Source organism: Pseudomonas sp. IT-93MI4, from assembly GCF_949767635.1.
GTDB classification, from domain to species: domain Bacteria; phylum Pseudomonadota; class Gammaproteobacteria; order Pseudomonadales; family Pseudomonadaceae; genus Aquipseudomonas; species Aquipseudomonas putida_A.
In genome coordinates, this window is record NZ_CATKPP010000057.1 from 94,045 (window position 1) to 120,612 (window position 26,568).

The 26,568-nt window shown below is 60.7% G+C and carries 28 protein-coding genes; 21 read left to right on the plus strand and 7 right to left on the minus strand.

Going from position 1 to position 26,568, the window contains the following annotated elements:
* Positions 1-112 precede the first annotated feature (112 nt).
* The 7 genes from ACM6I7_RS24875 to ACM6I7_RS24905 all read left to right on the plus strand — a co-directional run bounded on the left by ACM6I7_RS24875 (position 113) and on the right by ACM6I7_RS24905 (position 8,182).
* The gene (locus tag ACM6I7_RS24875; RefSeq protein ID WP_027612369.1) at positions 113-1,117 is read left to right on the plus strand and encodes a substrate-binding domain-containing protein; all 1,005 of its coding nucleotides are present in this window, start codon (positions 113-115) and stop codon (positions 1,115-1,117) included.
* Between the two features lie 33 nt (positions 1,118-1,150).
* On the plus strand, positions 1,151-2,695 hold the full coding sequence (gene araG, locus ACM6I7_RS24880) for an L-arabinose ABC transporter ATP-binding protein AraG (RefSeq protein WP_134787069.1): 1,545 nt from the start codon (positions 1,151-1,153) through the stop codon (positions 2,693-2,695).
* Between the two features lie 12 nt (positions 2,696-2,707).
* Entirely contained in the window at positions 2,708-3,676 is a 969-nt protein-coding gene (araH, locus tag ACM6I7_RS24885) for an L-arabinose ABC transporter permease AraH (protein WP_027612371.1), read from the plus strand.
* Positions 3,677-3,863: 187 nt separating this feature from the next.
* Positions 3,864-4,577: a GntR family transcriptional regulator gene (locus tag ACM6I7_RS24890; protein WP_027612372.1), complete on the plus strand. Its 714-nt coding sequence runs from the start codon at positions 3,864-3,866 to the stop codon at positions 4,575-4,577.
* Positions 4,574-5,572, plus strand: a complete 999-nt coding sequence (locus tag ACM6I7_RS24895; RefSeq protein ID WP_414889454.1) for an ADP-ribosylglycohydrolase family protein — start codon at positions 4,574-4,576, stop codon at positions 5,570-5,572. Before ACM6I7_RS24890 ends, ACM6I7_RS24895 begins: the two co-directional genes overlap by 4 nt.
* Positions 5,573-5,793: 221 nt before the next feature.
* Positions 5,794-7,260 (plus strand): purine-cytosine permease family protein, encoded by a 1,467-nt coding sequence (locus ACM6I7_RS24900; protein ID WP_414889455.1) that lies wholly within the window; start codon positions 5,794-5,796, stop codon positions 7,258-7,260.
* Entirely contained in the window at positions 7,253-8,182 is a 930-nt protein-coding gene (locus ACM6I7_RS24905; protein ID WP_414889456.1) for a PfkB family carbohydrate kinase, read from the plus strand. Before ACM6I7_RS24900 ends, ACM6I7_RS24905 begins: the two co-directional genes overlap by 8 nt.
* A gap of 118 nt (positions 8,183-8,300) precedes the next feature.
* Here the strand turns inward: ACM6I7_RS24905 and ACM6I7_RS24910 are convergent, their stop codons facing one another.
* From ACM6I7_RS24910 to ACM6I7_RS24925, 4 genes are all read right to left on the minus strand, one after another.
* A complete protein-coding gene (locus ACM6I7_RS24910) occupies positions 8,301-8,681 on the minus strand; it encodes a Rho termination factor N-terminal domain-containing protein (RefSeq protein ID WP_027612376.1) in 381 nt (126 codons plus the stop codon).
* Between the two features lie 63 nt (positions 8,682-8,744).
* The gene (locus tag ACM6I7_RS24915) at positions 8,745-9,002 is read right to left on the minus strand and encodes a hypothetical protein (RefSeq protein WP_096794892.1); all 258 of its coding nucleotides are present in this window, start codon (positions 9,000-9,002) and stop codon (positions 8,745-8,747) included.
* Between the two features lie 44 nt (positions 9,003-9,046).
* Positions 9,047-9,391, minus strand: a complete 345-nt coding sequence (locus ACM6I7_RS24920; RefSeq protein ID WP_027612378.1) for a hypothetical protein — start codon at positions 9,389-9,391, stop codon at positions 9,047-9,049.
* A gap of 97 nt (positions 9,392-9,488) precedes the next feature.
* On the minus strand, positions 9,489-10,142 hold the full coding sequence (locus ACM6I7_RS24925) for an HD domain-containing protein (protein WP_027612379.1): 654 nt from the start codon (positions 10,140-10,142) through the stop codon (positions 9,489-9,491).
* Between the two features lie 215 nt (positions 10,143-10,357).
* Here ACM6I7_RS24925 and ACM6I7_RS24930 point away from each other — a divergent pair, with 215 nt between their 5' ends.
* The 3 genes from ACM6I7_RS24930 (at position 10,358) to ACM6I7_RS24940 (ending at position 12,276) form a co-directional block, all read left to right on the plus strand.
* Complete coding sequence (locus ACM6I7_RS24930; protein ID WP_007961964.1) at positions 10,358-10,837, plus strand: GNAT family N-acetyltransferase; 480 nt, start codon at positions 10,358-10,360, stop codon at positions 10,835-10,837.
* Between the two features lie 661 nt (positions 10,838-11,498).
* A complete protein-coding gene (locus ACM6I7_RS24935) occupies positions 11,499-11,789 on the plus strand; it encodes a hypothetical protein (RefSeq protein WP_027612380.1) in 291 nt (96 codons plus the stop codon).
* Positions 11,782-12,276, plus strand: coding sequence for a hypothetical protein (locus ACM6I7_RS24940; protein WP_049827881.1), 495 nt, complete (start codon positions 11,782-11,784; stop codon positions 12,274-12,276). The genes ACM6I7_RS24935 and ACM6I7_RS24940 overlap by 8 nt, the downstream gene beginning before the upstream one ends.
* A 43-nt stretch (positions 12,277-12,319) precedes the next feature.
* Here ACM6I7_RS24940 and ACM6I7_RS24945 read toward each other — a convergent pair whose 3' ends face one another.
* A complete protein-coding gene (locus tag ACM6I7_RS24945; RefSeq protein ID WP_414889457.1) occupies positions 12,320-12,766 on the minus strand; it encodes a hypothetical protein in 447 nt (148 codons plus the stop codon).
* 190 nt (positions 12,767-12,956) lie between these two features.
* Between ACM6I7_RS24945 and ACM6I7_RS24950 the strand changes: the two genes are divergently transcribed.
* From ACM6I7_RS24950 to ACM6I7_RS24970, 5 genes are all read left to right on the plus strand, one after another.
* Positions 12,957-13,946: a 2-dehydro-3-deoxygalactonokinase gene (locus ACM6I7_RS24950; protein WP_096794898.1), complete on the plus strand. Its 990-nt coding sequence runs from the start codon at positions 12,957-12,959 to the stop codon at positions 13,944-13,946.
* 19 nt (positions 13,947-13,965) lie between these two features.
* The gene (locus tag ACM6I7_RS24955; protein ID WP_103369247.1) at positions 13,966-14,586 is read left to right on the plus strand and encodes a 2-dehydro-3-deoxy-6-phosphogalactonate aldolase; all 621 of its coding nucleotides are present in this window, start codon (positions 13,966-13,968) and stop codon (positions 14,584-14,586) included.
* Between the two features lie 48 nt (positions 14,587-14,634).
* Positions 14,635-15,783, plus strand: coding sequence for a galactonate dehydratase (dgoD, locus tag ACM6I7_RS24960; protein ID WP_007961968.1), 1,149 nt, complete (start codon positions 14,635-14,637; stop codon positions 15,781-15,783).
* A 180-nt stretch (positions 15,784-15,963) separates the two neighbouring features.
* A complete protein-coding gene (locus ACM6I7_RS24965) occupies positions 15,964-17,268 on the plus strand; it encodes an MFS transporter (RefSeq protein WP_414889458.1) in 1,305 nt (434 codons plus the stop codon).
* Positions 17,269-17,328: 60 nt separating this feature from the next.
* On the plus strand, positions 17,329-18,132 hold the full coding sequence (locus tag ACM6I7_RS24970) for an IclR family transcriptional regulator (RefSeq protein WP_096794901.1): 804 nt from the start codon (positions 17,329-17,331) through the stop codon (positions 18,130-18,132).
* On the opposite strand, the gene ACM6I7_RS24975 is transcribed toward ACM6I7_RS24970, so the two are convergent.
* The gene (locus ACM6I7_RS24975) at positions 18,129-19,181 is read right to left on the minus strand and encodes an NAD(P)-dependent alcohol dehydrogenase (protein WP_027612386.1); all 1,053 of its coding nucleotides are present in this window, start codon (positions 19,179-19,181) and stop codon (positions 18,129-18,131) included. The genes ACM6I7_RS24970 and ACM6I7_RS24975 overlap by 4 nt on opposite strands.
* Before the next feature lie 190 nt (positions 19,182-19,371).
* Here ACM6I7_RS24975 and ACM6I7_RS24980 point away from each other — a divergent pair, with 190 nt between their 5' ends.
* Positions 19,372-20,262, plus strand: a complete 891-nt coding sequence (locus ACM6I7_RS24980; protein WP_007961974.1) for an AraC family transcriptional regulator — start codon at positions 19,372-19,374, stop codon at positions 20,260-20,262.
* A gap of 183 nt (positions 20,263-20,445) precedes the next feature.
* Here ACM6I7_RS24980 and ACM6I7_RS24985 read toward each other — a convergent pair whose 3' ends face one another.
* A complete protein-coding gene (locus ACM6I7_RS24985; protein WP_027612388.1) occupies positions 20,446-22,110 on the minus strand; it encodes an electron transfer flavoprotein-ubiquinone oxidoreductase in 1,665 nt (554 codons plus the stop codon).
* 525 nt (positions 22,111-22,635) lie between these two features.
* Here ACM6I7_RS24985 and ACM6I7_RS24990 point away from each other — a divergent pair.
* The 5 genes from ACM6I7_RS24990 to ACM6I7_RS25010 all read left to right on the plus strand — a co-directional run bounded on the left by ACM6I7_RS24990 (position 22,636) and on the right by ACM6I7_RS25010 (position 26,394).
* The gene (locus ACM6I7_RS24990) at positions 22,636-23,385 is read left to right on the plus strand and encodes an electron transfer flavoprotein subunit beta/FixA family protein (RefSeq protein ID WP_414889459.1); all 750 of its coding nucleotides are present in this window, start codon (positions 22,636-22,638) and stop codon (positions 23,383-23,385) included.
* Positions 23,386-23,387: 2 nt separating this feature from the next.
* On the plus strand, positions 23,388-24,317 hold the full coding sequence (locus ACM6I7_RS24995) for an electron transfer flavoprotein subunit alpha/FixB family protein (protein ID WP_007961977.1): 930 nt from the start codon (positions 23,388-23,390) through the stop codon (positions 24,315-24,317).
* Between the two features lie 80 nt (positions 24,318-24,397).
* The gene (locus ACM6I7_RS25000; protein ID WP_414889460.1) at positions 24,398-25,219 is read left to right on the plus strand and encodes a substrate-binding periplasmic protein; all 822 of its coding nucleotides are present in this window, start codon (positions 24,398-24,400) and stop codon (positions 25,217-25,219) included.
* 9 nt (positions 25,220-25,228) lie between these two features.
* On the plus strand, positions 25,229-25,585 hold the full coding sequence (locus tag ACM6I7_RS25005) for a DUF4398 domain-containing protein (protein ID WP_027612390.1): 357 nt from the start codon (positions 25,229-25,231) through the stop codon (positions 25,583-25,585).
* Entirely contained in the window at positions 25,582-26,394 is an 813-nt protein-coding gene (locus ACM6I7_RS25010; RefSeq protein WP_414889461.1) for an OmpA family protein, read from the plus strand. Before ACM6I7_RS25005 ends, ACM6I7_RS25010 begins: the two co-directional genes overlap by 4 nt.
* The last annotated feature ends 174 nt before the right edge of the window (positions 26,395-26,568 follow it).

Sequence of the window (26,568 nt, forward strand, 5' to 3'; positions counted from 1 at the left end):
CTCCGCGTGAAATCCAATCATCATACGATATGACTATTTTTGTCCTACATTGCAAAACCAGGCTTTAACGTTTTTCAAATAACGCTCAAAAAAAATAACAAGGAGTCAGCTTATGAAACGTCGTTTCGGGATTCGTACCCTGTGCAGTGCTGCGCTGGCGGTCACCGCGTTCAGTCTGAGCAGTACGCTGCTCGCTGCCGATGCCGTGAAAATCGGTTTCCTGGTCAAACAGGCTGAAGAGCCATGGTTCCAGACCGAGTGGGCTTTTGCTGAAAAAGCCGCCAAGGATAAAGGCTTCGAACTGATCAAGATCGCCGTGCCAGACGGCGAGAAAACCCTCTCGGCCATCGACAGCCTTGCCGCCAACGGTGCCAAAGGCTTCGTGATCTGCCCGCCGGATGTCTCGCTCGGCCCGGCGATCATGGCCAAAGCCAAACTCAATGACCTCAAAGTGATTGCCGTGGACGATCGTTTCGTCGACGCCAACGGCAAGTTCATGGAGGACGTGCCGTACCTCGGCATGGCCGCGTTCGAAGTCGGCCAGAAGCAGGGCAACGCGATGGTCGCCGAGGCGAAGAAACGCAACTGGGACTGGAAAGACACCTACGCGGTGGTCAACACCTACAACGAACTCGACACCGGCAAGAAGCGCACCGACGGTTCGATGAAGGCGCTCGAAGACGCCGGCCTGCCGAAAGACCACATCCTGACCGCCGCACTGAAAACCCTCGACGTGCCAGGCAGCATGGACGCCACCAACTCGGCGCTGGTCAAGCTGCCCAGCGCGGCGAAGAACCTGATCATCGGCGGCATGAACGACAACACCGTGCTCGGCGGCGTACGCGCCACCGAAGCCGCCGGGTTCGCTGCGGCCAACGTGATCGGTATCGGCATCAATGGCACCGACGCCATCGGCGAGCTGAAAAAGCCCAACAGCGGTTTCTTCGGTTCGATGCTGCCAAGCCCGCACATCGAAGGCTACAAGACTGCCGAGATGATGTACGAGTGGGTCACCACCGGCAAAGAACCGCCGAAATACACAGCGATGGACGACGTCACCCTGATCACCCGTGAGAACTTCAAGCAAGAGCTGGAAAAAATCGGCCTGTGGAATTGATGGCTGCTCGATCGGTGTGAAGAGGTGACTCAGATGCACGCGCAAGTACAGACACATGCAAGCAGCGCCGGCGGCAGCCTACGCTTCAACGGGATCGGCAAGACCTTCCCCGGGGTCAAGGCGCTGGACGCCATCAGCTTCGTCGCCCATCCAGGGCAGGTGCACGCCTTGATGGGCGAGAACGGCGCCGGCAAATCGACCCTGCTGAAAATCCTCGGTGGCGCCTACATCCCGAGCAGCGGCGAGTTGCAGATCGGCGAGCAGACCATGGCGTTCAAGTCGACCGCCGACAGCATCGGCAGCGGCGTCGCGGTGATTCACCAGGAGCTGCATCTGGTGCCGGAAATGAGCGTGGCCGAGAACCTGTTTCTCGGTCATCTGCCGGCCAGTTTCGGCCTGATCAATCGTGGCGTCCTGCGCCAGAATGCCCTGGCCTGCCTCAAGGGCCTGGCCGATGAAATCGATCCGCAGACCAAGGTCGGGCGCCTGTCGCTCGGTCAGCGGCAACTGGTGGAAATCGCCAAGGCGCTGTCCCGTGGCGCGCATGTGATCGCCTTCGATGAGCCGACCAGCAGCCTCTCGGCGCGCGAAATCGACCGTTTGATGGCGATCATCAGCCGCCTGCGCGATGAGGGCAAAGTGGTGCTCTACGTCTCGCATCGCATGGAAGAAGTGTTCCGCATTTGCGACGCGGTGACGGTGTTCAAGGACGGCCGTTACGTGCGCACCTTCGATGACATGAGCCAGTTGACCCACGATCAACTGGTGACCTGCATGGTCGGCCGCGACATTCAGGACATCTACGATTACCGCAGCCGTCCACGCGGCGCGGTGGCGTTGAAGGTCGACGGACTGCTCGGCCCGGGGCTGCGTGAGCCGGTGAGTTTCGAGGCGCACAAGGGCGAGATTCTCGGGCTGTTCGGCCTGGTCGGAGCCGGGCGCACCGAGCTGTTCCGCTTGCTCAGCGGGCTTGAACGCAACACCGCCGGACGCCTCGAATTGCGCGGGCATGAATTGAAATTGCGCTCACCGCGCGATGCGATTGCCGCCGGGATCCTGCTGTGCCCCGAGGACCGCAAAAAAGAGGGGATCATCCCGCTGGCCAGCGTTGCCGAGAACATCAACATCAGCGCGCGCGGCGCCAATGCCAGCCTCGGCTGCCTGCTGCGCGGGCTGTGGGAGAAGGGCAACGCCGACAAGCAGATCAAGGCGCTGAAAGTCAAAACCCCGCACGCCGGTCAGCAGATCAAATTCCTGTCCGGCGGCAATCAGCAGAAGGCGATTCTCGGTCGCTGGCTGTCGATGCCGATGAAGGTGCTGCTGCTCGACGAGCCGACTCGCGGCATCGACATCGGCGCCAAGGCCGAGATCTACCAGATCATCCATAACCTGGCCGCCGACGGGATTTCGGTGATCGTGGTGTCCAGTGACCTCATGGAGGTGATGGGCATTTCCGACCGCATTCTGGTGCTCTGCGAAGGCGCGCTGCGCGGCGAAGTCAGCCGCGACCAGGCCAATGAATCCAACCTGCTGCAACTGGCTTTGCCGCGCCATCGCGCTGACGGCGTGGCGAACTGAGAGGTGACTATGATGACCATCCAAAACAAGGCGCTGCCTACTCCCCGCAAACCGCTGGACCTGCGGCGCTTCCTCGACGACTGGGTCATGCTGCTGGCGGCGATCGGTATCTTCGTCGCCTGCACGCTGCTGATCGATAACTTCCTCTCGCCGCTGAACATGCGCGGGCTGGGGCTGGCGATTTCCACCACCGGGATTGCCGCGTGCACCATGCTGTATTGCCTGGCGTCAGGTCACTTCGACTTGTCGGTGGGCTCGGTGATCGCCTGCGCCGGGGTGGTGGCGGCGGTGGTGATGCGCGACACCAACAGCGTGTTCCTCGGCGTCAGCGCAGCGCTGGTGATGGGCCTGATTGTCGGGCTGATCAACGGCATCGTGATCGCCAAGTTGCGGGTCAACGCGTTGATCACCACGCTGGCGACCATGCAGATCGTTCGCGGTCTGGCCTACATTTTTGCCAACGGCAAAGCGGTGGGCGTGTCGCAGGAATCGTTCTTCGTCTTCGGCAACGGCCAGTTGTTCGGCGTGCCGGTGCCGATCCTGATCACCATCGTCTGCTTCCTGTTCTTCGGCTGGCTGCTGAACTACACCACCTACGGGCGCAACACCATGGCCATCGGTGGCAACCAGGAAGCGGCGTTGCTCGCCGGCGTCAACGTTGACCGGACCAAGATCATCATCTTCGCCGTGCACGGCGTGATCGGTGCGCTGGCCGGGGTGATTCTGGCGTCGCGCATGACCTCCGGGCAGCCGATGATTGGCCAGGGTTTCGAGCTGACGGTGATCTCGGCATGCGTGCTCGGCGGGGTGTCGCTGAGCGGCGGGATCGGCATGATCCGGCATGTGATTGCCGGGGTGCTGATTCTGGCGATCATCGAGAACGCGATGAACCTGAAGAACATTGATACGTTTTATCAGTATGTGATTCGTGGTTCGATTCTGTTGCTGGCCGTCGTCATCGATCGCCTCAAACAACGGTAATCTTCAATCCCCCTGTGGGAGCGGGCTTGCTCGCGAATGCGGTGTGTCAGTCAATTTTTTCGGCGTCTGACACAGCGCTTTCGCGAGCAAGCCCGCTCCCACAGGGGACCGCGCCGAGCCAGACCTTCCGTCATCTCTCCTAAAAATTCCTTGCTCGCCCGCGCCCGTTTCGGTTATCACTTTGTACATGATTAGACAGGTACGATTTGACAAGAAACAACGGGTGGTCGACGAACTCGTCCGGCGCATTGAAAGCGGCCTCATGGAGGACGGCTTTCTGTTGCCCGGCGAGCATCAGTTGGCTCAGGAATTCAACGTCAGCCGTGGCACGTTGCGCGAAGCGCTGGCCGAACTGAAGCGGCGCAATTACATCGCCACGCAAAGCGGGGTCGGCTCGATCGTCACCTTCGATGGTGTCGCGCTCGATCAGCGCAGCGGCTGGGCGCAGGCGTTGGCCGACAGCGGGGCGCTGATCAACACCGAAGTGCTGCGCCTGGAAGCGGTGACGCGGCCTGATTTGCTTTCGCGCTTCGGCACCGACCAATTCATCACCCTCGATCGCCGTCGTCGTTCCAACGACGGCACGCTGGTGTCCCTTGAACGTTCTTTGATGCCGGCCACCGGCGGCCTGGAAAGCCTGCCGCGGGTCGGTCTGATCGATAACTCGCTGACCATCACCCTCGCTGCCTACGGCTACATCGGCGAGCGCGGCGATCAGTGGATCGGCGCCGAACCACTCAATGCCGAAGACGCCGAACTGCTCGGGCGCCCGGTCGGCACCGTGTTCCTCAAGGCCCTGCGTACCACCTACGACCGGCAGAACCGTTTCATGGAGCAGGTCGAAAGCCTGCTCGACCCGGTGCATTTCCGCCTGCACCTGCAATTTGGAGAATCGAAATGACCGCGCTCAACCGTGCCCTCGGTGCGTTTTATGGCCTGGCCCTCGGTGATGCGCTGGGCATGCCGACGCAATCGTTGAACCGCGAAACGATCAAGACCCGCTTTGGCCGGATCACTGATCTGCAGGACGCCGGTCCTCTGCAACCGATTGCCGCCAACATGCCCAAAGGCTCGATCACAGACGACACCGAACAGGCGATTCTGGTCGGTGAGTTGCTGGTCGAAGGCAAGGGCCGCATCGAACCGGCAGTCCTCGCTCAACGGCTGATCGAGTGGGAAGCCGAGATGCAGGCCAAGGGTTCGCAGGACCTGCTCGGCCCGTCGACCAAACGCGCCATTGAAATGATCCTCGCCGGTCACTCGCCAGAGGAGGCCGGACGCTATGGCACTACCAATGGTGCGGCGATGCGCATCACTCCGGTGGGCATTGCGGCAGACGTCGCTGATCCCGAGCGTTTCATCGCAGCCGTGGTGCAGGCCTGTCAGGTCACCCACAACACCACGCTTGGGATTTCCAGCGCGGCGGCGGTGGCGGCGGTGGTTTCGGCCGGGATCAACGGCATGGACCTGGGCGAAGCGCTGAACCTAGGTCAGCAGATTGCGCAACAGGCCGAGGCACATGGGCACTGGGTGGCCGGCGGGCGCATCGCTTCGCGCATCAGTTGGGCGCGAACCATCAGCGTCGATAGCGACAAGGCGCTGTTGGCGGATCTGCTGTACGACGTGATCGGCACGTCGGTGGCCTCGCAGGAATCGGTCGTGGTGTCGTTCGCCCTGGCGCAGCAAGTGGCGGTCGGCGAAATGAGCGCGTTCGAAGCGTTGTGCATGGCCGCCAGCCTTGGCGGCGACACTGACACCATCGCGGCGATTCTTGGCGCCATGCTCGGGGCCTGCCTGGGCCTTGAGAGCTGGCCTGCCGAGATGATCGAGACGGTGAAGGCTGTCAATCATCTGGAGCTTGAGCCGTTGGTGCAAGGTTTGTTGGCCTTGCGTTGATTCAATTGACGCCATCGCTGGCAAGCCAGCTCCCACAGGGATCGTGCATATCTTAAGGTTCACTTTGAACCTGTGGGAGCGGGCTTGCCCGCGATAGGCGCGACGCGTTTATGAATTATTCACCCGCAATGGATCGCACAGACAGGCCGAGGATGGCCGGGATGTCTTGTCGTTTTGCGTCATTGCCACAACCACAATAAAGGCAAACAGGAGCACTGTTCATGAGTTCAACAAACGCCGGGCAAAGCGCCGGGCAACTGGAAACCCGCGGCATTGAGCCGGTGCCGGAAGCTGAGTGCAACGGCCATCCGCTGCAGCTGTTCTGGGTCTGGTTCGCCGCCAACATTTCCATTCTCGGCCTGCCATTGGGCGCCACGCTGGTGGCGTTTCGCGGGCTGGCGATCTGGCAGGCGATCATCGTTGCCATCGTCGGCGCCGCCGGTTCATTCGCCGTGGTCGGGATCATCTCGATTGCCGGCCGCCGTGGCCGTGCGCCGAGTCTGACCCTGTCGCGGGCGATCTTCGGCGTGCGTGGCAATATCGGCCCGACGCTGGTCTCGCTGATGTCGCGTCTGGGCTGGGAAACGGTCAACACCACCACCGCGGCGTTCGTGCTGCTGTCGCTGTGTTCGATCCTGTTCGGCTCGCCGGTTGAAGCGAAAAGTGCGCCCGTGCTGACGCTGATCTTCATCGCCATTTTCGTCCTGCTGACTCTGTCGGTTTCCGGCCTCGGTCACGCCACCTTGCTGGTGATCCAGAAGTGGGCGACCTACGTGTTCGGCGCGCTGAACATTCTGGTCGGCGGCTTCCTCTGCGCGACCATCGACTGGAGCGCGGTGTTCAACGCCACGCCAGCGCCGCTGAGCGCGATGATCATCGGCATCGGCACCATGGCCGCCGGCACCGGGATCGGCTGGGCTAACGCCGGTGCGGACATGTCGCGCTATCAGCACCGCAGCGTCAAGGCTGTACGGCTGGTCGCTTCGGCGGCGTTCGGTGCGGGGATTCCGCTGGTGCTGCTGATCACCCTCGGCGGCCTGCTGTCGGTGGGCAACAACGATCTGGCATCGGCGACTGACCCGATCGTGGCCATCCGCGACATGCTGCCGACCTGGATGGCCGTGCCGTACCTGATCACCGCGTTCGGTGGCTTGCTGCTGTCGAACAACCTGTCGGTGTACTCCGCCGGTCTGACCACGCTAACCCTCGGTCTGAAGGTCAAACGCGTGTACGCGGTGGTGGTCGACATCGTGGCGATCTTCGCCGGCTCGATCTACTTCATGCTGATTGCCGACAGCTTCTACGGCCCGTTTATCACCTTCATTTCGCTGCTGGCGGTGCCGATCACCGCGTGGGTCGGGATCTTCGTGGTCGATCTGATTCACCGTCACTACTACAGCCCCAAAGATCTGCTTGATGTCAGCCCGAGCAGCGCGTACTGGTATCGCGGCGGCATCGAGTGGCGCGCGTTCGGCGCGTGGGCGATTGCCATCGTGCTCGGCTTCAGTTTCACCACCATCGGCACCACCGCCGAGAACGTCTGGTTCAAGGGCTTTTTGTCCGACTCGTGGCTGGGCCACAACGGTCTGGGCTGGATCGTGACCTTCGTAGTGGCCGGTGGCATTTACCTGGTTCTCGGCGGGGCGAAAGATCGTCGCGCCGCGCAAGTCGAGAATGCTCATGCCTAAGATGTTGCACACCGGCCAGGTCATCATCGACCTGGTCATGGCCGTGGATCAGCTGCCGCAAGTCGGCGGCGATGTGCTGGCGCAGTCTGCCGCTTTCGAGGCGGGCGGCGGCTTCAACGTGATGGCCGCAGCCGTGCGCAACGGGTTGCCGGTGGTCTATCTCGGTCGTCACGGTACCGGGCGTTTCGGTGATCTGGCGCGCCAGGCGATGAAGGATGAAGGCATTCACATAGGCATCCAGACGCCTGCGCAACGCGATACCGGGATTTGCGTGGCGCTGACCGACTCATCGGCCGAGCGCAGTTTCATTTCCTACATCGGCGCTGAAGGTGAGGTCACCGAAGAGGACTTGAACAGCGTGGCGGCCGAGGCGGGCGACTACGTTTATGTGAGCGGTTACAGCCTGCTGCACGCAGGCAAGGCGCAGGCGCTGCTGGACTGGACGCTGGCGCTGCCGGAGGCGATCAACGTGGTGTTCGATCCGGGGCCGCTGGTCGAGTCGCCGGACTCGGCGTTGATGCAGGCGCTGCTGCCGCGCATCGATGTGTGGACCAGCAACAGCGTCGAGGCGTTGCGCTTTACCGAGGCTGCAGACATTGCTCAAGGGCTGGATCGGCTGGCGGATCATCTGCCCAAGGATGTGCTGATGGTGGTGCGCGATGGACCACAGGGTTGCTGGATTCAGCAGCGTGGCGAGCGACGGCATGTACCGGGGTTTGCGGTAAAAGCCGTGGACAGCAACGGGGCGGGTGATGCCCATGCCGGGGTGTTCGTCGCCGGGTTGGCGCAGGGTTTGCCCGCCCATGAGGCGGCGCGGCGGGCGAATGCGGCGGCGGCTTTGGCAGTGACGCGATGGGGGCCGGCAACAGCGCCGGGCGCGGCTGAAGTGGATGGGTTTATCCGCGGATCCGGCAGCGACTGAGCTGACGCTTTCGCGAGCAGGCTCGCTCCCACAGGGAGATTTGCATCGTTCATAGTTCCCTTTGTGGGAGCGAGCCTGCTCGCGAAGGGGCCATACGGCTCAGCACAAAAAATATGGATCAGCCCGCTTTGCGCAACGCCGCAATCAACTCATCCTTGCGCATCGAAGAACGCCCGGCAATGTTCTTCGCCCGCGCCTCCTTGCGCAGACTGTCTACGGTCTGAGTATCCCGGGAGGCCTTGCTGTCACGCGCATGTCCCTCGCGACTGGCCACTGCGCGTCGTGACGACTCCTTGCGGTCTTCGGACTTGGCACTCGCCGGTTTCTTGCGTCCGGAACCGCCAGCCTTTTCGCCGCCGCCCGACTGTTTGTTGACCGTCGCCCAGGCCCGCGCTTCGGCTGCATCCTTCGACAAGCCTTTTTTCTCATAGCTGTCTTCGATGTGTTCGGCCTTGCGCTTCTGTTCGGCGGTGTATTTGTCTTTGCTTCCACGAGGCATGGGATTTCTCCTCTTTTGTGCAGATTCGGCCGCTCGCCGCACCGGCAGCGAGCGGCCTGAGGTCTACTGCAGATCCAGCTTGCGCGCCGCTTCGACGCCAGCCGCACTGAGCTTGATCGGCAGATTCAACGAGTGTTCGCCGGCCTCGTTGCAAGTCACATGACCATGGTGGATCAAACCGCGATCCTGCAGGGAGGCGAGGGCGCTGGCCACCACTTTCTCGCCGCGATAATTGTCCAGCACCTCTTTGCCCAGTCCGCTTGGATGAGCATGCAGCAGGCGGGTGAGGACTTCTTTTTCCAGGTTTTTATCGACGTTCATGGTTACCTCTTCATGGATGTGAATAGGACGCTCGCGTCGGCGAACTACTGGCTGCCGCCCTCGGAGCCCGAGCCACCGGTGGTGGTTTTCGAGCCGATGCCGGGGCCGGCGTTATCGGGTGTGGCGGGGGAGTCAGGGGTGTTCATGCCACCCTGGCGACCGGGGTCACTGCCTTGGGTGCGTGGGTCGGTGCCAGTGGCAGGTGGCTGGTTGATCAAGGGTACGCCGGAGCCATCGGTGTTCATGCCGGGGGCACTGTTGATGGCGGGCGCGCGTGGCGGTGGAACCGGGTCGGTGGGGCCTGTGCCCGCTGCGGTGGTGGAGGCGGCGAACACCGCAGGACTCAGCAGGGCGGCGAAAACGAGGGCAGTCAACCTTGACGGGATCATAGGGCTTCTCCAGTGATTGGAATCCTTACCTGTATTTGGTCTGCCCTCGAATCGGATTGGTGCCTGATGAACGACGAACGGTCGAGACACAGGATTATCAGTCGAGGCCGATTTCTTCCTTGAACTGCTCCATGAAACCCTTCAGGCGTTGATGGCGGATCTGCGCCAGACGCTGACCGGCGCCAGTCTGGAAACCGTCGGCGAGGTGCAGCAGCTTGGTCTGGAAGTGGTCGAGGCAGAAGCGTGTGTCGTCGTAGTCGCGCTCCTTGGCTTCAGGGTCGAGCGGGTCATACAGCGCACTGCCCATGCGCCCGGCGACGTAGAAGGTGCGGGCAACGCCGAGCATGCCCAGCGAGTCGAGCCGGTCGGCGTCCTGAACGAGTTTCGCTTCGAGGGTCAGCGGGGTGATGTTGGCGGAAAAACTGTGGGCTTCGATGGCGTGGGTGACGCCGCTGATTTTGCTTTCGGGCCAGTCCAGATCGGCCAGCACGCTGGCGGCTTTTTCTGCGGCGAGACGCGAAGCCTGCGAGCGCAGCGGCGAGTTTTTTTCCACGGACACGCAATCGTGCAGCAGCACGGCAGCGAGCAACACCTCCAGGTCGCCACCTTCGTCAGCCTGCAAGGTGCGCGCGTTGTGCCAGACCCGTTGCAGGTGCGCGAGGTCGTGGGCACCGTCGTCGCCGGGTTCGAGGGCGTGGGGCAGCAGTGCTGCTGCAAGCGCCTCCACGGGCATAAAAATCTCAGTGTTCATGAGCATCCTTTCAGACTGGCGAAGTTCCTGTGGGAGCGGGCTTGCTCGCGAAGGCGTCAATCCAGTCACCATCATTGTTGTTTGTCAGAGCGCTTTCGCGAGCAAGCCCGCACACACATTGCAATATCGGCGCAGGATATTCTCTGTGTTGCCATGTGACGAGCGCCGCATCCGGCCTTAGTATGGCGCTTTCCAACTTCCGACAAGGCCCGTTCATGACGATCGAAATCCGCCCGGCGACCCCCAGCGATGCGCCGCAAATCCTCGCCTTCATCACCGAACTGGCAGATTTCGAAAAGGCCCGCCACGAAGTGATCGCCAGCGTCACCGACATCGAGCGCAGCCTGTTCAGCGAAGGCGCTACCGCCCACGGCCTGATCTGCCTGCGTGACGGTGTGCCGATCGGTTTTGCAGTGTTCTTCTTCAGCTATTCGACGTGGCTCGGCAGCAACTGCCTGTACCTCGAAGACCTCTACATCACCCCCGAACAACGCGGCGGCGGTGCCGGTAAAACCCTGCTGCGGCATCTGGCAAAAATCGCCTGCGACAACGACTGCGGGCGCTTCGAATGGAGCGTGCTGGACTGGAACACCCCGGCCATCGAATTCTACAAATCCCTCGGTGCGCAGCCGCAGGAAGAGTGGGTGCGCTATCGCATGGATGGCAAGGTGTTGCGTGAGTTTGCCGAAGGCTGATGAGATGATGGCAATCCGATGCTGAAGTGATTGCCGCCACCGGGATGGCGGTGTTGTTGCCGATCATTGAGATCAACCAGTTGGTGCAGTAGCTGATTCCGAGGTCGTCTGGTCTGGCCTCTTCGCGAGCAAGCCCGCTCCCACAGGGGACAGAGTTGTTAATGCAATATATGTCACACCGCAAGAACCTGTGGGAGCGGGCTTGCTCGCGAAGGCGCCCGTCAGAACAACAAATAATTCAGACTTTTTTACCAGGACTTCAGCATCACCCGACCCTCAAAAGCACCATCCTCGGGTTCTCCTTTCTGTCATCTGCAACCACCCCGCAACGGCTGCAGCCGTGACATCCGTTCGGTCGCGCCCTCCGCCAACTGCCTATGACGTAACAGCAGGTTTTTGCAGGCCTGCGGCATCTTTGGCAACCAAAGTGTGGCAAGCAATAACCTCGATATCAACAACCCCAGCGTTTGCAACGGCATTGGCCGTCCTCTGAACTAAAAATCTTGAAACTCAATGGCGGGCTCTTTATGGGACCGCCATTTCAAAAAGGATCTCGTAGTGACTGCGCACTGCCCGCCACCAGACACAACGCCACCGCGTGTGCCAACGGCTTGAGCAGCCAAAGCGACGGCTCGACGGTTTCACGCTTGGAGGACAGAACGTGGGTACGACGACGGGATGGGCGAGCGAGCATCAAAAAGAGCCCGCGCCTAAGGCTGAATATTGGGTGAATGTGAGAGCCGATGCCAAGGACTGGAATTTTTCCGACCTGGTGGCTGATTTCGGAGAACAGTGGGATATGAAGAGCGGTCCGAACATGAATGGCAGGGTTGACGTTAACCACGCTGATGCATGGGCCATTTATATTGCCGATCTTGGCGCCGGGCTGTCAGCCAGAGATGTTCTGATGGAATCGGTGGTGTTGCATTTTAAAGGAAGGAAATGTGCGTAAGTTAATTCTGATTTTGATGTTTTCGATGTGTGCTTCATGTGCGATCAGCCACGGAAAACCTACTGCAAAAATCGAGTATTTGGGGGTGGAGCGCTACTTGGATCGAAACATTTACCAAGTCAGTTTTTCGTCCGACGTCGATGTCGACAAACTCTTCAAGTCCAAGATAAGTCAGTCGCTGCTTTGTGCTTTGGGGGAGAGTAGAGATTTTTCGCAGTCGCGCAATCTGAATGAATATGGTGAAGGATGGATTGAGCCTCTGAAGCCTGCAGACGGATCCACTTTCAAAGCGGATCTCATGTTTTATCGTGTGAAAGACTCAACGAGTGAAACGCTGATGAGCAGCAAGGACTTAAGCACTGTATTAGCGGGGCGAAAAACAATCGCATGCAAAGTCAGAATCAACTCCTACTCCTACAAAATCTACTATTCAGAAGTGATGAATATTCCTGTTGCTGAGCTGCTTAAGGAAGTTGACAAGTATTGAGATTGGGCTTCTTGCCTGATCACAGGAAGCCTTGTTCTGATGCTCATTTCTCTGCGGATTCCCAATGACCGCTGAGCAACACATCAAGTGTCTTTCGCACGGAAATCTTGAAAGCCCCGGCCTTCTCTTCATCGAAGGCCGCTTTCCAGTAGGTGTAGCCCTGACTGAAATCCGGAATCTGCGCCGTCTCTCCCACGCGACGAGTCAGGCTGCGCTGCAAAGCCTCGGCCTGGAAAGGCAGGTGGGGCATTGCGGTGAACTGGCCTACGGTGACCGGGTTGATCATCCGAATGCCATCAACGCGGATATGCACGACGGTGCCGTAGTGCGGATAGCTTTCGATTTTGAGGATGGTCAAGGTCGAGGCTTCTTCACCCGGCCGGGTGTTGTAAGCCCAGATATCACCCTCCTTGATAGCGGGCAAGGCGCTGGCAATCGCCGCGAAGCAGAGTGCGCTGCAGAGGAGTAACGCCTTTAAAGCGGTTTTCATTTTTTCTTCCTTGAACCTGTCGAGAGCGGTCGTCGCGTGAATGGGATCGGCATTTTAGAGATTTGGCGAAGAAACGGCTGTTACACTTGTAAATCCCATAATATGGGAATGATATTTATATATTGAGATTTTCCTGCGCCAAGGTTTATAGTCCGTCGCACTCACTGCCAAAAACAAAACAGGTGAAGCGATGCAGGCGCAATTGATCGCGCTCGACTGGGGGACGACCTCATTACGTGCTTACAAACTCGCGGCGGGCGGGGTGGTGCTGGAGCAGCGTGCGCTGTCGTCCGGGATCATGCAGTTACCGAAGACGCCGCGAGTCATCCACGGTGGTGAATGCGCCGACGGCTTTGAACTGGCCTTCGAAGAGGCGTGTGGCGACTGGCTCGAGGCGCAGCCGGATCTGCCAGTGATCGCCTGCGGGATGGTCGGCAGCGCCCAGGGCTGGCGCGAAGCGGCCTACTGCGAGACGCCGGCGAACGTCGCCAATCTCGGAAATTCCTTACAAACACTGGTCAGTCTGCGCGGCACGCGGGTACATATCGTGCCGGGGGTGATTCAGCGTTCGCGTCTGCCCAATGTGATGCGCGGCGAAGAAACTCAGGTCCTCGGCGTACTGCAGAACCTGCCGGCCGAGGCGGGCGGCGATCTGTTGATCGGTCTGCCGGGTAGCCACTCCAAGTGGGTGGAGGTGGTCGAGGGCCGCATCACTCATTTCGACACCTTCATGACCGGCGAAGTGTTCGCCGTGCTTAGTGAACACAGCATTCTCGGGCGTACCCAGCAACAGGGTGCGGCGTTCGACGGCGTGGCATTTGACCGTGGCGTGCAAGTGGCGCTGTCGGCGGACGGCGAACTGGGCGTGCTCTCCACATTATTCAGTGCCCGCACCCTGGGCCTGACCGGCGAACTGGCGCCGACGGCGCAAGCGGATTACCTCTCTGGCCTGATGATTGGCCATGAACTGGTGGCGCTTGCCGCAGCCCAGCGGCGCCGACGCAATAGTGCGCATCTGCCGTCGATCATCCTCATCGGCAACGCGCAACTCTGCGCCCGTTACGGCCGTGCCCTCGATGCCTGCGGTTTCGCGCGCGTCACGCTGGCCGAGCAGGCCACCGAGCGTGGCCTGTGGCAACTGGCGCTGGCCGCCGGGCTGCTCGATTCCTTATCCCGTTAACCCTGACTGGAGGCCTGACATGCTCAAGCAAGCATTGGCACAAAACGGTCTGATCGCAATCCTGCGTGGCCTGCATCCGCAGGAAGCCGCAGCTGTCGGAGAAGTCCTGTATGCCGCCGGATTTCGCGTCATCGAAGTACCGCTCAATTCACCGTCGCCGTACGAAAGTATCCGCATCCTGCGTCAGACCTTGCCCGCCGATTGCCTGATCGGTGCCGGCACGGTGTTGACCCCGGAGCAGGTCGAGTTGGTGAAAGAGGCCGGCGGCCAGGTGATCGTGATGCCACACAGCGACGCCAAGGTGCTGCGCGCAGCGAAAGCGGCGGGGCTGTACCTGTCGCCGGGAGTAGCGACGCCTACCGAAGCGTTCGCGGCGCTGGAGGAGGGCGCGGACATTCTCAAGCTGTTCCCGGCCGAGCAGATGAGCCCGGCGGTGGTCAAGGCATGGCTCGCGGTGTTGCCTTCCGGGACGGTGCTGGCGCCGGTCGGCGGGATCACCCCGGACAACATGCAAGCATTCATCGACGCTGGCGTGAAAGGTTTCGGCCTCGGTTCCGGACTGTTCAAACCGGGCATGACGGTTGAACAAGTGGCGGCCAACGCCAAGGCCTACGTGGCTGCCTGGAAGGCCCTTCGCTGAGATTTATCCGGCGCTGCGTGCGCTGCATCTAACAAGAGAGACAAACAGATGAAAATCACCAAACTCACCACCTTCATTGTCCCGCCGCGCTGGTGCTTCCTCAAGGTCGAAACCGATGAGGGCGTGACCGGTTGGGGCGAGCCTGTGGTCGAAGGCCGCGCCCACACTGTCGCCGCTGCCGTTGAGGAATTGTCCGACTACCTGATCGGCAAAGACCCACGCAACATCGAGGACATCTGGACGGTGCTCTATCGCGGCGGCTTCTACCGCGGCGGCGCGATTCACATGAGTGCGCTGGCCGGTATCGATCAGGCGCTGTGGGACATCAAGGGCAAGGCCCTCGGCGTGTCGGTCAGCGATCTGCTCGGCGGTCAGGTGCGCGACAAGATTCGTGTGTATTCGTGGATCGGTGGCGATCGTCCGGCCGACACCGCACGCGCCGCGAAAGAGGCGGTGAGCCGGGGTTTTACTGCGGTGAAAATGAATGGCACTGAAGAGCTGCAGTTCCTCGACTCCTTCGAGAAAGTCGATCTGGCCCTGGCCAACGTTGCCGCCGTGCGCGATGCCGTCGGGCCGAACGTCGGTATCGGCGTCGACTTCCACGGTCGGGTACACAAGCCGATGGCCAAGGTGCTGATGAAGGAGCTCGACCCGTACAAACTGATGTTCATCGAAGAGCCGGTGCTCAGTGAAAACTACGAAGCGCTGAAAGAGCTGGCGCCGTTGACCAGCACGCCGATCGCCCTTGGCGAGCGGCTGTTCTCGCGCTGGGATTTCAAGCGGGTGCTGAGCGAAGGCTACGTCGACATCATCCAGCCGGATGCCTCGCATGCCGGCGGTATCACCGAGACCCGCAAGATCGCCAACATGGCCGAAGCCTACGACGTGGCGCTGGCGCTGCATTGTCCGCTGGGGCCGATTGCGCTGGCGGCGTGCCTGCAACTGGACGCGGCTTGTTACAACGCGTTTATCCAGGAGCAGAGCCTGGGTATCCATTACAACGAGAGCAACGATCTGCTCGACTACGTGAAGGATCCGCGAGTGTTCGACTACGACCAGGGCTTCGTGAAGATTCCGAACGGGCCAGGGCTGGGCATCGAGATCAACGAGGAATACGTGATCGAACGTGCGGCGGTCGGCCACCGCTGGCGCAACCCGATCTGGCGCCATGCCGATGGCAGTTTTGCCGAGTGGTGAGTCCCTTCTGACTCACCACAAATCCTTGTGGGAGGGGGCTTGCTCCCGAATGCGGCATGTCAGCTAAAGAGATGTCGACTGACACTCCGCATTCGGGAGCAAGCCCCCTCCCACAATTGATCTCCATGGATGGGAGATGGCGTCAATGACCTCAAATAATCATAAGAAGAGGCACCCCCCATGCCAACGCAAACCCTCACCGGGCAGGCGTCTTTAGTCACGCCCAGCCGCAAGCGGTTTTTCATCATGGTGCTGTTGTTCATCACCGTGGTCATCAACTACCTCGATCGCAGCAACCTGTCGATTGCCGCGCCCGCGCTGACCAGTGAACTGGGCATCGACCCGGTTCACGTCGGGCTGATTTTCTCCGCATTCGGCTGGACCTACGCCGCGATGCAGATTCCCGGCGGCTGGCTGGTGGATCGGGTGCCGCCGCGCATCCTCTACAGTGTCGCGCTGCTGCTGTGGTCGCTGGCCACGGTGCTGCTCGGTTTCGCTGCGAGTTTCATTGCGCTGTTTGTGCTGCGCATGGCGGTCGGCGCGCTGGAAGCACCGGCCTATCCGATCAACAGCCGCGTGGTGACCACCTGGTTTCCCGAGCGCGAGCGGGCCACGGCGATTGGTTTCTACACCTCCGGGCAGTTTGTCGGCCTAGCGTTTCTGACGCCGGTGCTGGCCTGGCTGCAACATGAGTTCGGCTGGCACATGGTGTTCGTCGCGACCGGTGCGGCGGGCATTATCTGGGCGGCGATCTGGTACGCGGTGTACCGCGAACCGCGGGATTTCAAGGGCGCCAACAACGCGGAGATCGACCTGATCCGCGAGGGTGGCGGACTGGTAGACATTCAGGCGCAAGCATCCAAGGCCTCGTTCAGTTGGACCGATCTCGGCATCGTCCTGAGCAAACGCAAGTTGTGGGGCATCTACCTCGGCCAGTTCTGTCTGAACTCGACGCTGTGGTTCTTCCTGACGTGGTTCCCGACCTACCTGGTGAAATATCGCGGCATGGACTTCATCAAGTCCGGCCTGTTGGCATCGCTGCCGTTTCTCGCGGCCTTTGTCGGCGTGCTGTGCTCGGGATTCTTTTCCGACCTGTTGATCCGCCGTGGCTGCAGCGTGGGTTTTGCGCGCAAGCTACCGATCATTGGCGGGCTGCTGATTTCCACCTCGATCATCGGCGCCAATTTCGTTGAATCGACGCCGCTGGTGATCGCCTTCCTGGCGTTGGCCTTTTTCGGCAACGGTCTGGCCTCGATCACCTGGTCGCTGGTCTCGACCCTCGCTCCGGCGCGGTTGCTTGGGCTGACCGGCGGGGTGTTCAACTTCATCGGCAACCTGTCGGCGATTGCCACGCCGATTGTCATCGGTTTCCTCGCCAGCGGTGATTCGTTCGCCCCGGCGATCACCTACATCGCGGTGCTGGCGCTGATCGGTGCATTGTCCTACGTGCTGCTGGTGGGCAAGGTCGAACGTATCGAGTTGTAGTGGTCAGCGTCGGGCGACCATAATGCCGCCCGTTCCCTCGCTCAACGGTAAAGGCTGGATATGCAGGAAGACGCCCCGGAAAAAACCAAGGACGCCGCACCCACCGGCACCCAGACGCTGCTTCGCGGCCTGGGTGTGGTGCAGGCGGTGGCCAGTGGCGCCCGCGATCTGAAAGAGATCGCCCGGCTGATCGGCACCACGCGCAGCACCACCCATCGTCTGGCCAGTTGCCTGGTCGACGAGCGCTATCTGCGCGTGGTGCCACAAATCGGCTATCTGCTGGGGCCGAAGCTGATCGAGCTGGGGTTTCAGGCGCGCGAAGAGTTGCCGCTGGTGAGTCTGGCCGGGCCGTATCTGGACGAGTTGTCGGCGCTGACCGGCGACACCGTGCACCTGGGCATTCGTGAGGGTGACGAGGTCTTGTATCTGCTGAAAAATCCGGGGCGCAACGGCCCGGAAATGCGTTCGCGGGTCGGCCATCGCATGCCGTTGGCGCGAACCGGCATCGGCAAGGCGTTGATGCTCGATGATGCGCCGCAGGATTGGCAGCGCCTGTACGACATCAGCCTGCCGGCGGGTGGGAAAAGTCAGTTCTGGCCGCAGCATCCCCAGCAGTCGTGGGAACAGCTTGAGCAGCGCATGACCGAGTACGTGGCCGGCGGCTACGCCTTCGATCTGGAAGACAACGAGCCGTCGATCCGCTGTGTGGCGGCGCCGATTCGTGATGCGAGCAAGCGCATTGTGGCGGCGATCAGTATCGCCAGCACCGTGCCGTACATGCCGCTGGAAAAAATGGCCGAGCTGATTCCCCTGATCAAAGGGGTCACAGCCCGGCTCTCGGCAGAACTCGGTCTGAAGGTTTAAAGCTTCAACGTCGCCATGTCGATCACGAAGCGATACTTCACGTCACCGGCAATCATCCGCGCGTAAGCCTCGTTGATCTGGCGGATGTCGAGCATTTCGATGTCGCAGGTGATGTTGTGCTCGGCGCAGAAATCCAGCACTTCCTGGGTTTCGGCAATGCCGCCGATCAACGAACCGGCCAGTACGCGGCGCCCCAGCACCAGGTTGGCGGCGTGCACGGGCGGATCGATCGGTTCGATCAGGCCGACCAGAATGTGCACGCCATCAAAGCGCAGGGTTTGCAGGTACGGGTTGAGGTCGTGCTGCACCGGAATGGTGTCCAGCAGGAAGTCGAACCGGCCTGCAGCGGCAGCCATCTGCTCGGCATCGGTGGAGACGATCACATGATCGGCGCCCTGCCGACGACCTTCTTCGGCCTTGCTCGCCGAACGGGTGAACAGCGTGACTTCCGCGCCCATCGCCTTGGCGAATTTGATGCCCATGTGGCCGAGGCCGCCCATGCCGAGAATCCCGACCTTGTCGCCGGCCTTGACCCCGTAGTGCTTGAGCGGCGAGTAGGTGGTGATGCCGGCACAGAGGATCGGCGCGGCGCTGGCCAGGTCGAGTTTCTCCGGGATGCGCACCACGAAGTGCTCGCTGACCACGATGCTGTCGGAGTAGCCGCCCATGGTGTTGCTGCCATCGACCCGGTCCGGGGTGGCGTAGGTCATGGTCGGGCCTTCGAGGCAGTATTGCTCGAGGTTCTGCTGGCAGGCGGCGCAGGTGCGGCACGAGTCGACCATGCAGCCAACACCGACCAGATCGCCGACTTTATGTTGAGTGACGTTCGCACCGACGGCGGTGACTTTACCGACGATCTCATGGCCGGGCATCAACGGATAAACCGCGATGCCCCATTCGTTGCGCGCCTGGTGGATGTCGGAGTGGCAGACGCCGCAGTAGAGGATCTCGATCGCCACGTCGTCAGCGCGTGGGCTGCGGCGTTCGAATTTCATCGGGGCGAGGGGAGTGGTGGCCGATTGAGCGGCATAACCGATAGCGGTGTACATGAGAAACCTCGCAGAAGCAGTGACAGGTGAGGTGGCGCATTTTGGGCGCCGTCTGCCGCTGCGGCCATGACGATTCCTCCGGGTCTCATGCCTAATCCTCCGGCATGCAGGTCTGGGCAAGCGCATTGGCAAAAGGATCTGCGATGATGCTTGCATGCCTTTTTCCGTGACTTTTTTGAAGACCCCTCCGATGCAGTTGACCCGTCACCTTGATGCCAATGCCACGCTGGTTTCGCTGATCGAGCCGCTGGCGCTCTGCGATGGTTACAGCCAGACCGGGCTGCCCGGCGTGCAGGTGTTGCGCGCCAGTTGCGACGTGGCGCGTGGCCCGCACATTTATGAGCCGAGCCTGATGATCATCGCCCAGGGCAGCAAACTGGCGTTCCTCGGCCCGCGCACCATGGAATATGGCGCCGGGCATTACCTGATTCAGGCGCTGCCGGTGCCGTTCGAGTGCGAAACCTTTGCCTTGCCGGATGCGCCGTTGCTGGGTGTGTCGGTGGCCATCGACCGGGTGCTGCTCGGCGAGCTGGTGCTGGCCATGGGGCTGGCGCCCGGGCGGCATATCCCGGCGCAAACGCCGGAGTCGATGACCTCGGTGGTGCTCGACGATGACATGCGTGGCTGCGTCGAACGCTTGTTACGCTGCCTGCACGATCCGCTGGAGCGGCAGATTCTCGGGCCGGCGCGGGTGCGTGAATTGTTGTTCACCGCGCTGCGCGGGCCACAGGCCGATGTGTTGCGCGCGCTGGTGGAACAGCAGGGGCAGTTCGCCCGGGTGGCGGCGTCGATCAGTCACCTGCATGCGCATTACACCGAGCCGCTGAATGTCGAGACTCTGGCCAGTTGCGCGAATATGAGCGTGTCGTCCTTCCACGAGCACTTCAAGCGCAGCACGCTGTTGTCGCCGGTGCAGTATCTGAAACGTTTACGCTTGCTCAAGGCGCAGACCTTGCTGGTCGCCGAAGGGCTGGGCGTGGCGCAGGTGGCGCATCGGGTGGGGTATCAGAGTACGTCGCAGTTCAGTCGCGAGTACAAGCGCTACTTCGAGCGTAGCCCTGGTGATGAGCGCGTAGCCTGATAAGACGATAATCCCCTGTGGGAGCGAGCCTGCTCGCGAAGGCGGTGTAGCAGTCGACATCATTGTTAACGACACACCGCTTTCGCGAGCAGGCTCGCTCCCACAGTTGTTTTGTGGTGTCAGAGGAATTTTGGGCAACAAAAAGGCCCCCGTTTCGGGAGCCTCGTTGTTCAGCGATACGCCTTACATGTTCGGGTAAGTCGGGCCGCCAGCGCCTTCCGGCGTGACCCAGGTGATGTTCTGCGAAGGGTCCTTGATGTCACAGGTCTTGCAGTGCACGCAGTTCTGGGCGTTGATCTGGAAGCGTTTTTCGCCGTCTTCCTTGGTGATCACTTCGTAGACGCCGGCCGGGCAGTAGCGCTGCGCCGGTTCGTCGTACAGTGGCAGGTTCTTGCTGATCGGGATGCTCGGGTCGGTGAGCTTCAGGTGGCACGGCTGTTCTTCTTCATGGTTGGTACCGGAGATGAACACCGAGCTCAGTTTGTCGAAGCTGAGTTTGCCGTCCGGCTTCGGATAGTCGATCTTCTTGCAGTCGGCCGCCAGTTTCAGGCAAGCGTAGTCCGGCTTGGTGTCGTGCAGGGTGAACGGCAGTTTGCCGCCGAAGATGTTCTGGTCCAGCCAGTTGAAACCACCGCCGACGATCGCGCCGAACTTGTGGATCGCCGGGCCGAAGTTACGGCTGGCGAACAGTTCGTCGTAGAGCCAGCTCTTCTTGAAAGCGTCGACGTAAGTGGTCAGCTCTTCGGTGCCATCCTTTTCGGCGAACAGCGCGTCGGCCACCGATTCAGCGGCGAGCATGCCGGACTTCATCGCAGTGTGGCTGCCTTTGATCTTGGCGAAGTTCAGGGTGCCGAGGTCGCAACCGATCAGCGCGCCGCCCTTGAAGACCATTTTCGGCAGCGAGTTCAGGCCACCTTTGCAGATCGCACGGGCGCCGTAGCTGACGCGCTTGCCGCCTTCCAGGTACTGAGCCAGCACCGGGTGATGCTTGAGGCGCTGGAACTCGTCGAACGGCGACAGGTAAGTGTTGCTGTAAGACAGGTCAACGATCAGACCGACCACTACCTGGTTGTTTTCCAGGTGATAGAGGAACGAGCCACCGGTGTTTTCGGTGCCCATGATGTCCAGCGGCCAACCGGCGGTATGCACCACCAGGCCTGGCTGGTGTTTGGCCGGGTCGATTTCCCAGATTTCCTTCAGGCCGATGCCGTAGTGCTGGGCATCGGCATCGCTGTCGAGGTTGTAGCGCTTGATCAGTTGCTTGCCGATGTGGCCACGGCAGCCCTCGGCGAACAGCGTGTACTTGCCACGCAGTTCCATGCCCGGGGTGTACAGGCCTTCTTTCGGGTTGCCTTCGCGGTCGACGCCCAGATCACCGGTGATGATCCCGCGCACGATGCCGTTTTCGTCGATCAGCGCTTCCTGAGCGGCGAAGCCCGGGTAGATTTCCACGCCGAGGTTCTCGGCCTGCTGGGCCAGCCAGCGGCACAGGTTGCCGAGGGAAATAATATAGTTGCCTTCGTTGTGCATGGTCTTGGGCACAAAGAAGTCAGGAATTTTCTGCGCACTGTCGGCGTTTTTCAGCACGAAAATGTCATCGCGGGTGACCGGAGTGTTCAGCGGGGCGCCGAGTTCTTTCCAGTCCGGGAACAGTTCGTTCAGAGCACGTGGTTCGAACACGGCACCGGAAAGGATGTGTGCGCCGACTTCGGAGCCTTTTTCGACCACGCAGACGCTGATTTCCTTACCGGCTTCGGCGGCCTTCTGCTTCAGACGGCAGGCGGCGGACAGGCCAGCGGGGCCGGCACCGACGATGACCACGTCGAATTCCATGTATTCGCGTTCCACAGGCTATCTCCTACTCAAGGCTCAACAGTTTTTTTTCTAATTTGGAGGTTCGGTGTCGCATCCGTTATTGCCTTTACGTTAACGTCAAGGGTAATAATGGGTAAACCACCTTTCTCTCTAGGCGGCGCATTATATCTACACCACTCCGAGCGTCCAATACAAACGTTTGTTTGAATCGGCTCCAGCCCAGAGAAATCAAAGAAGCGCGGCTTATGAACGGCCATTTTGCCGTATTGACCGGAATAGGCGTTCCGGTCAAGATACGGGCGGTTTTGCGCTCGCCGTAGGCAGACTGGCGGTTTCAAGAGCACCTCTAAAGACAGGGCACAGGCAGTACAAGGTGATGCGCAGCGCAAGTCCGGCGCGCAGTTTACACACCGTGCGATTCAATGACCCGTTGGTCACCACTGACGAACGGTCATCGCCCCCAGCCGGCGTTTTTAGAGGTGCCCTTGTGCCCGATGAGCATCAACCGCCAGGTTCGCCTAGGCGACTTTCTTTTCACCGGAGAGTAACGAGGAATCCATGAAGGTTCTTGTAGCTGTCAAACGCGTTGTGGATTACAACGTCAAGGTCCGCGTCAAGGCGGACAATTCCGGCGTAGACCTCGCCAACGTCAAGATGTCGATGAACCCGTTCTGCGAAATCGCAGTGGAAGAAGCCGTACGCCTGAGAGAGAAAGGTGTGGCGACTGAAATCGTCGTCGTCTCCATCGGCCCGTCCACCGCTCAGGAACAGCTGCGTACAGCACTGGCTCTGGGTGCCGACCGCGCCATCCTCGTCGAATCCGCTGAAGACCTGACTTCGCTGGCCGTGGCCAAGCTGCTCAAGGCTGTGGTCGACAAGGAACAGCCTCAGCTGGTGATCCTGGGCAAACAGGCGATCGACAGCGACAACAACCAGACCGGCCAGATGCTCGCTGCACTGAGCGGTTACGGTCAGGGCACTTTCGCCTCGAAAGTCGAAGTCTCCGGCGACAGCGTTGCCGTGACCCGCGAAATCGACGGCGGCGCGCAGACCGTTTCGCTGAAACTGCCAGCCATCGTCACCACCGACCTGCGTTTGAACGAGCCGCGCTACGCGTCTCTGCCAAACATCATGAAAGCCAAGAAGAAGCCTCTCGAAGTGCTGACTCCGGACGCTTTGGGCGTTTCCACCGCCTCCACCAACAAGACCCTGAAAGTCGAAGCGCCGGCTGCACGCAGCGCAGGCATCAAGGTCAAGTCGGTGGCTGAACTGGTCGAGAAACTGAAAAACGAAGCGAAGGTAATCTAAAAATGACTATCTTGGTAATCGCTGAACACGACAACAAAGTGCTGGCCCCGGCCACACTGAACACCGTGGCTGCTGCTGCCAAAATCGGCGGCGACATTCACGTGCTGGTTGCCGGTCAGGGCGCTGGCGCCGTGGCCGAGGCCGCTGCGAAAATCGCTGGCGTAAGCAAAGTCCTGAATGCTGACAATGCCGCTTACGCGCATCAGTTGCCGGAAAACGTTGCGCCGCTGGTTGCAGAGCTGGGCAAGGGCTACAGCCACATCCTGGCTGCCGCCACGTCCAACGGCAAAAACATCCTGCCGCGCGTTGCCGCTGCACTGGACGTTGACCAGATCTCCGAGATCATCTCGGTAGAAAGCGCCGATACTTTCAAGCGTCCGATCTACGCCGGTAACGCTATCGCTACCGTGCAATCGACCGCTGCGATCAAAGTGATCACCGTGCGTGCCACCGGTTTCGACCCGGTTGCCGCTGAAGGTGGTTCGGCGGCTGTTGAAGCCGTAGCGGCTGCGCACGACGCCGGCACTTCCAGCTTCGTCAGCGAAGAACTGGCCAAGTCCGATCGTCCTGAGCTGACCGCTGCCAAGATCGTCGTTTCCGGCGGCCGCGGCATGCAGAACGGTGACAACTTCAAACACCTGTACGCTCTGGCCGACAAGCTGGGCGCAGCCGTCGGTGCTTCGCGCGCCGCGGTCGACGCAGGTTTCGTACCGAACGACATGCAGGTCGGTCAGACCGGCAAGATCGTTGCACCACAGCTGTATATCGCGGTCGGTATCTCCGGCGCGATCCAGCACCTGGCCGGCATGAAAGATTCCAAAGTGATCGTCGCGATCAACAAGGACGAAGAAGCGCCGATCTTCCAGGTGGCCGATTACGGTCTGGTGGCGGATCTGTTCGAAGCGGTACCTGAGCTGGAGAAGCTGGTCTAATCCGGCAGCTTCACTTATAAAGAGCCCGGCCTTATGGTCGGGCTTTTTTTTGTCTCGAATTTGCGTGGGAGTGTTTTGCCATGGATCTGCGCCGCGGGTTGTTATTGGGATTGATCCTGTTACCGGGGATGGCTGCGGCCGCTGGCAAATGCGAGCGCCTTGTCGTCACCGGCAGCCCGGATGCGCCGCCGTACCTGTGGCAGGATCCACAGAATCCCAAGCACTTGATCGGCGCCAGTGCCGACCTGTTGCAGCAAGTGGCCAAGGATCTGGGGATCAAGGTCGAGTTGATCTACGCCGGCAAACGCGCGCAGGCCCTTGATGAAGTACGCAGCGGGCGCATGGACATGCTGGCCGACACGCCTCTGATGTTCAACGAGCTGGAAAACCTCGACTACATCTATCCGCCGTTGCTGGAAAACGACTATCTGGTGTGGACGCGCAAAGGCTCGACGCTGGTCTACAGCGAAGCCAGGGACCTGCACGGGCACACCGGCGGGCTGTCGGAAAAGTCTCGAATGACCCAGGCATTCGGCACTTCCGCCGAGCAGAATCTGACCCTGACCCGGACGGCAAACCTCACTCAGGCCTTTCAGAAACTTCTGCTGGGTGAAGTGGAATACGTACTCGCCGGTCGCTACTCGGGCATGGCTGCCGCGCAGGCATTGGGCATGGCCAATGATCTGCTGGCGTTCGAGCAACCGATCGACCGACCGGGACTTTTCCTCGCGGTTTCGCACAACTCGGCCTGCAACGATCCGTGGTTGCGCGGACAGCTCGCTAAAAAGATGACAGAATTGCCCGCGTCCGGACTGACCGAAGCCGCGCTGCAACGCAACATCGAGCGCTGGAAGGCTCAGCAGCAACAGCCGCAGCCACCTGTCAGTGCCCCAAAACAGTAGGGATTCTTAGTGAGTATTCGACCTCTTTTCGCGGCCATGGCCGTTCTGGCCCTGGCCGGCTGCGCCAACGATCCGGCACCCAATGAGCAAATGCGCCTGACCGAGCAGGCCATCACCCAGGCCAAGGCTGTCGGTGCGACCGCCGATGAAATGCCGGAAATGAAACTGGCCGAAGACAAGTTCAACCGGGCCAAGGGCAACATGACCGACGAGTCCTTCAAGAACGCCCGCATGCGCGCCGAACAGGCCGAGCTGGATGCACGTCTGGCAGAAGCCAAGGTGTTGACCCAAAAGAGCGAAGAGCAACTGAACGTGCTCAACACCCGCATCATCCGTCTGCGCAAGCAACTGGGAGATGCCCAATGAGCCTCAAGTCCAAAGCCCTCGGCGGTTTGCTTCTGGCCGGTTGCGCGAGCCTCTACGGTTGCGCCGGTCAACACAGCGAAGCTGTCTTGCAGCAGGCCGGCAGTGATTTCCAGAAGGTCAAGGAAGATTCCAACGTGCTGCGTATCGCGCCGAAGGATGTGATCCGCGCCGGTGAGTCGCTGGCCCGTGCCGATCGCCTGTCGACCTATTGGGGCAGTGGCTCGGACGTGGTGCATTACGCCTACCTGAGTCAGCGCTACAGCGAAATCGCCCGCGAACACACCAATCTGGTGCTCAACGAAGAGCGTGCGGCGAAGCTTGAGCTGGAGCGTCAACGCCTGCAACTGGCCCTGCGCGAGTCCAAACTGCTGAGCGTGCAGCAGCAGGGCAAGTGGCTCGAGGAGCAGATCGTTGCGCTGGCCACCACGCAAACCGATCGCGGCCTGGTCATGACCTTGGGCGACGTGCTGTTCGACACCGGCGAAGCGGAGCTGAAGAACTCGGCCAATCGCGTGGTGTTGAAGATCGTGCAGTTCCTGCAGCTCAACCCGAAACGCGTGGTGCGCATCGAGGGCTACACCGACAGCACCGGCGGCAAGCAGGAAAACCTCAAGCTGTCGCGTGATCGCGCGCAAGCGGTGGCTGATGTGCTGATGGACCTCGGGATTGAGGACAAGCGCATTCAGGTCGAAGGTTACGGCGACGAATACCCGGTGGACGTCAACGCTTCCGAGCGTGGGCGAGCACAGAACCGTCGGGTGGAAATTGTGTTCTCCGACGAAAAAGGCCAGCTCGGCGCCGCCCGCTGAGGGCTGCGTCTCTGGAAAGCCCGGCCTGTCATGCAGCGCCGGGCTTTTTTACGTCTGTCGAATAGCGCGCAAATCCGTACAGTTGTAGCTGACACTGCACTGTACGGTCGACTATGGTGGCAACTGTCCCAGTACACTTCTAAACTGTTCCGGTATTGTTTCACACAAGAATAA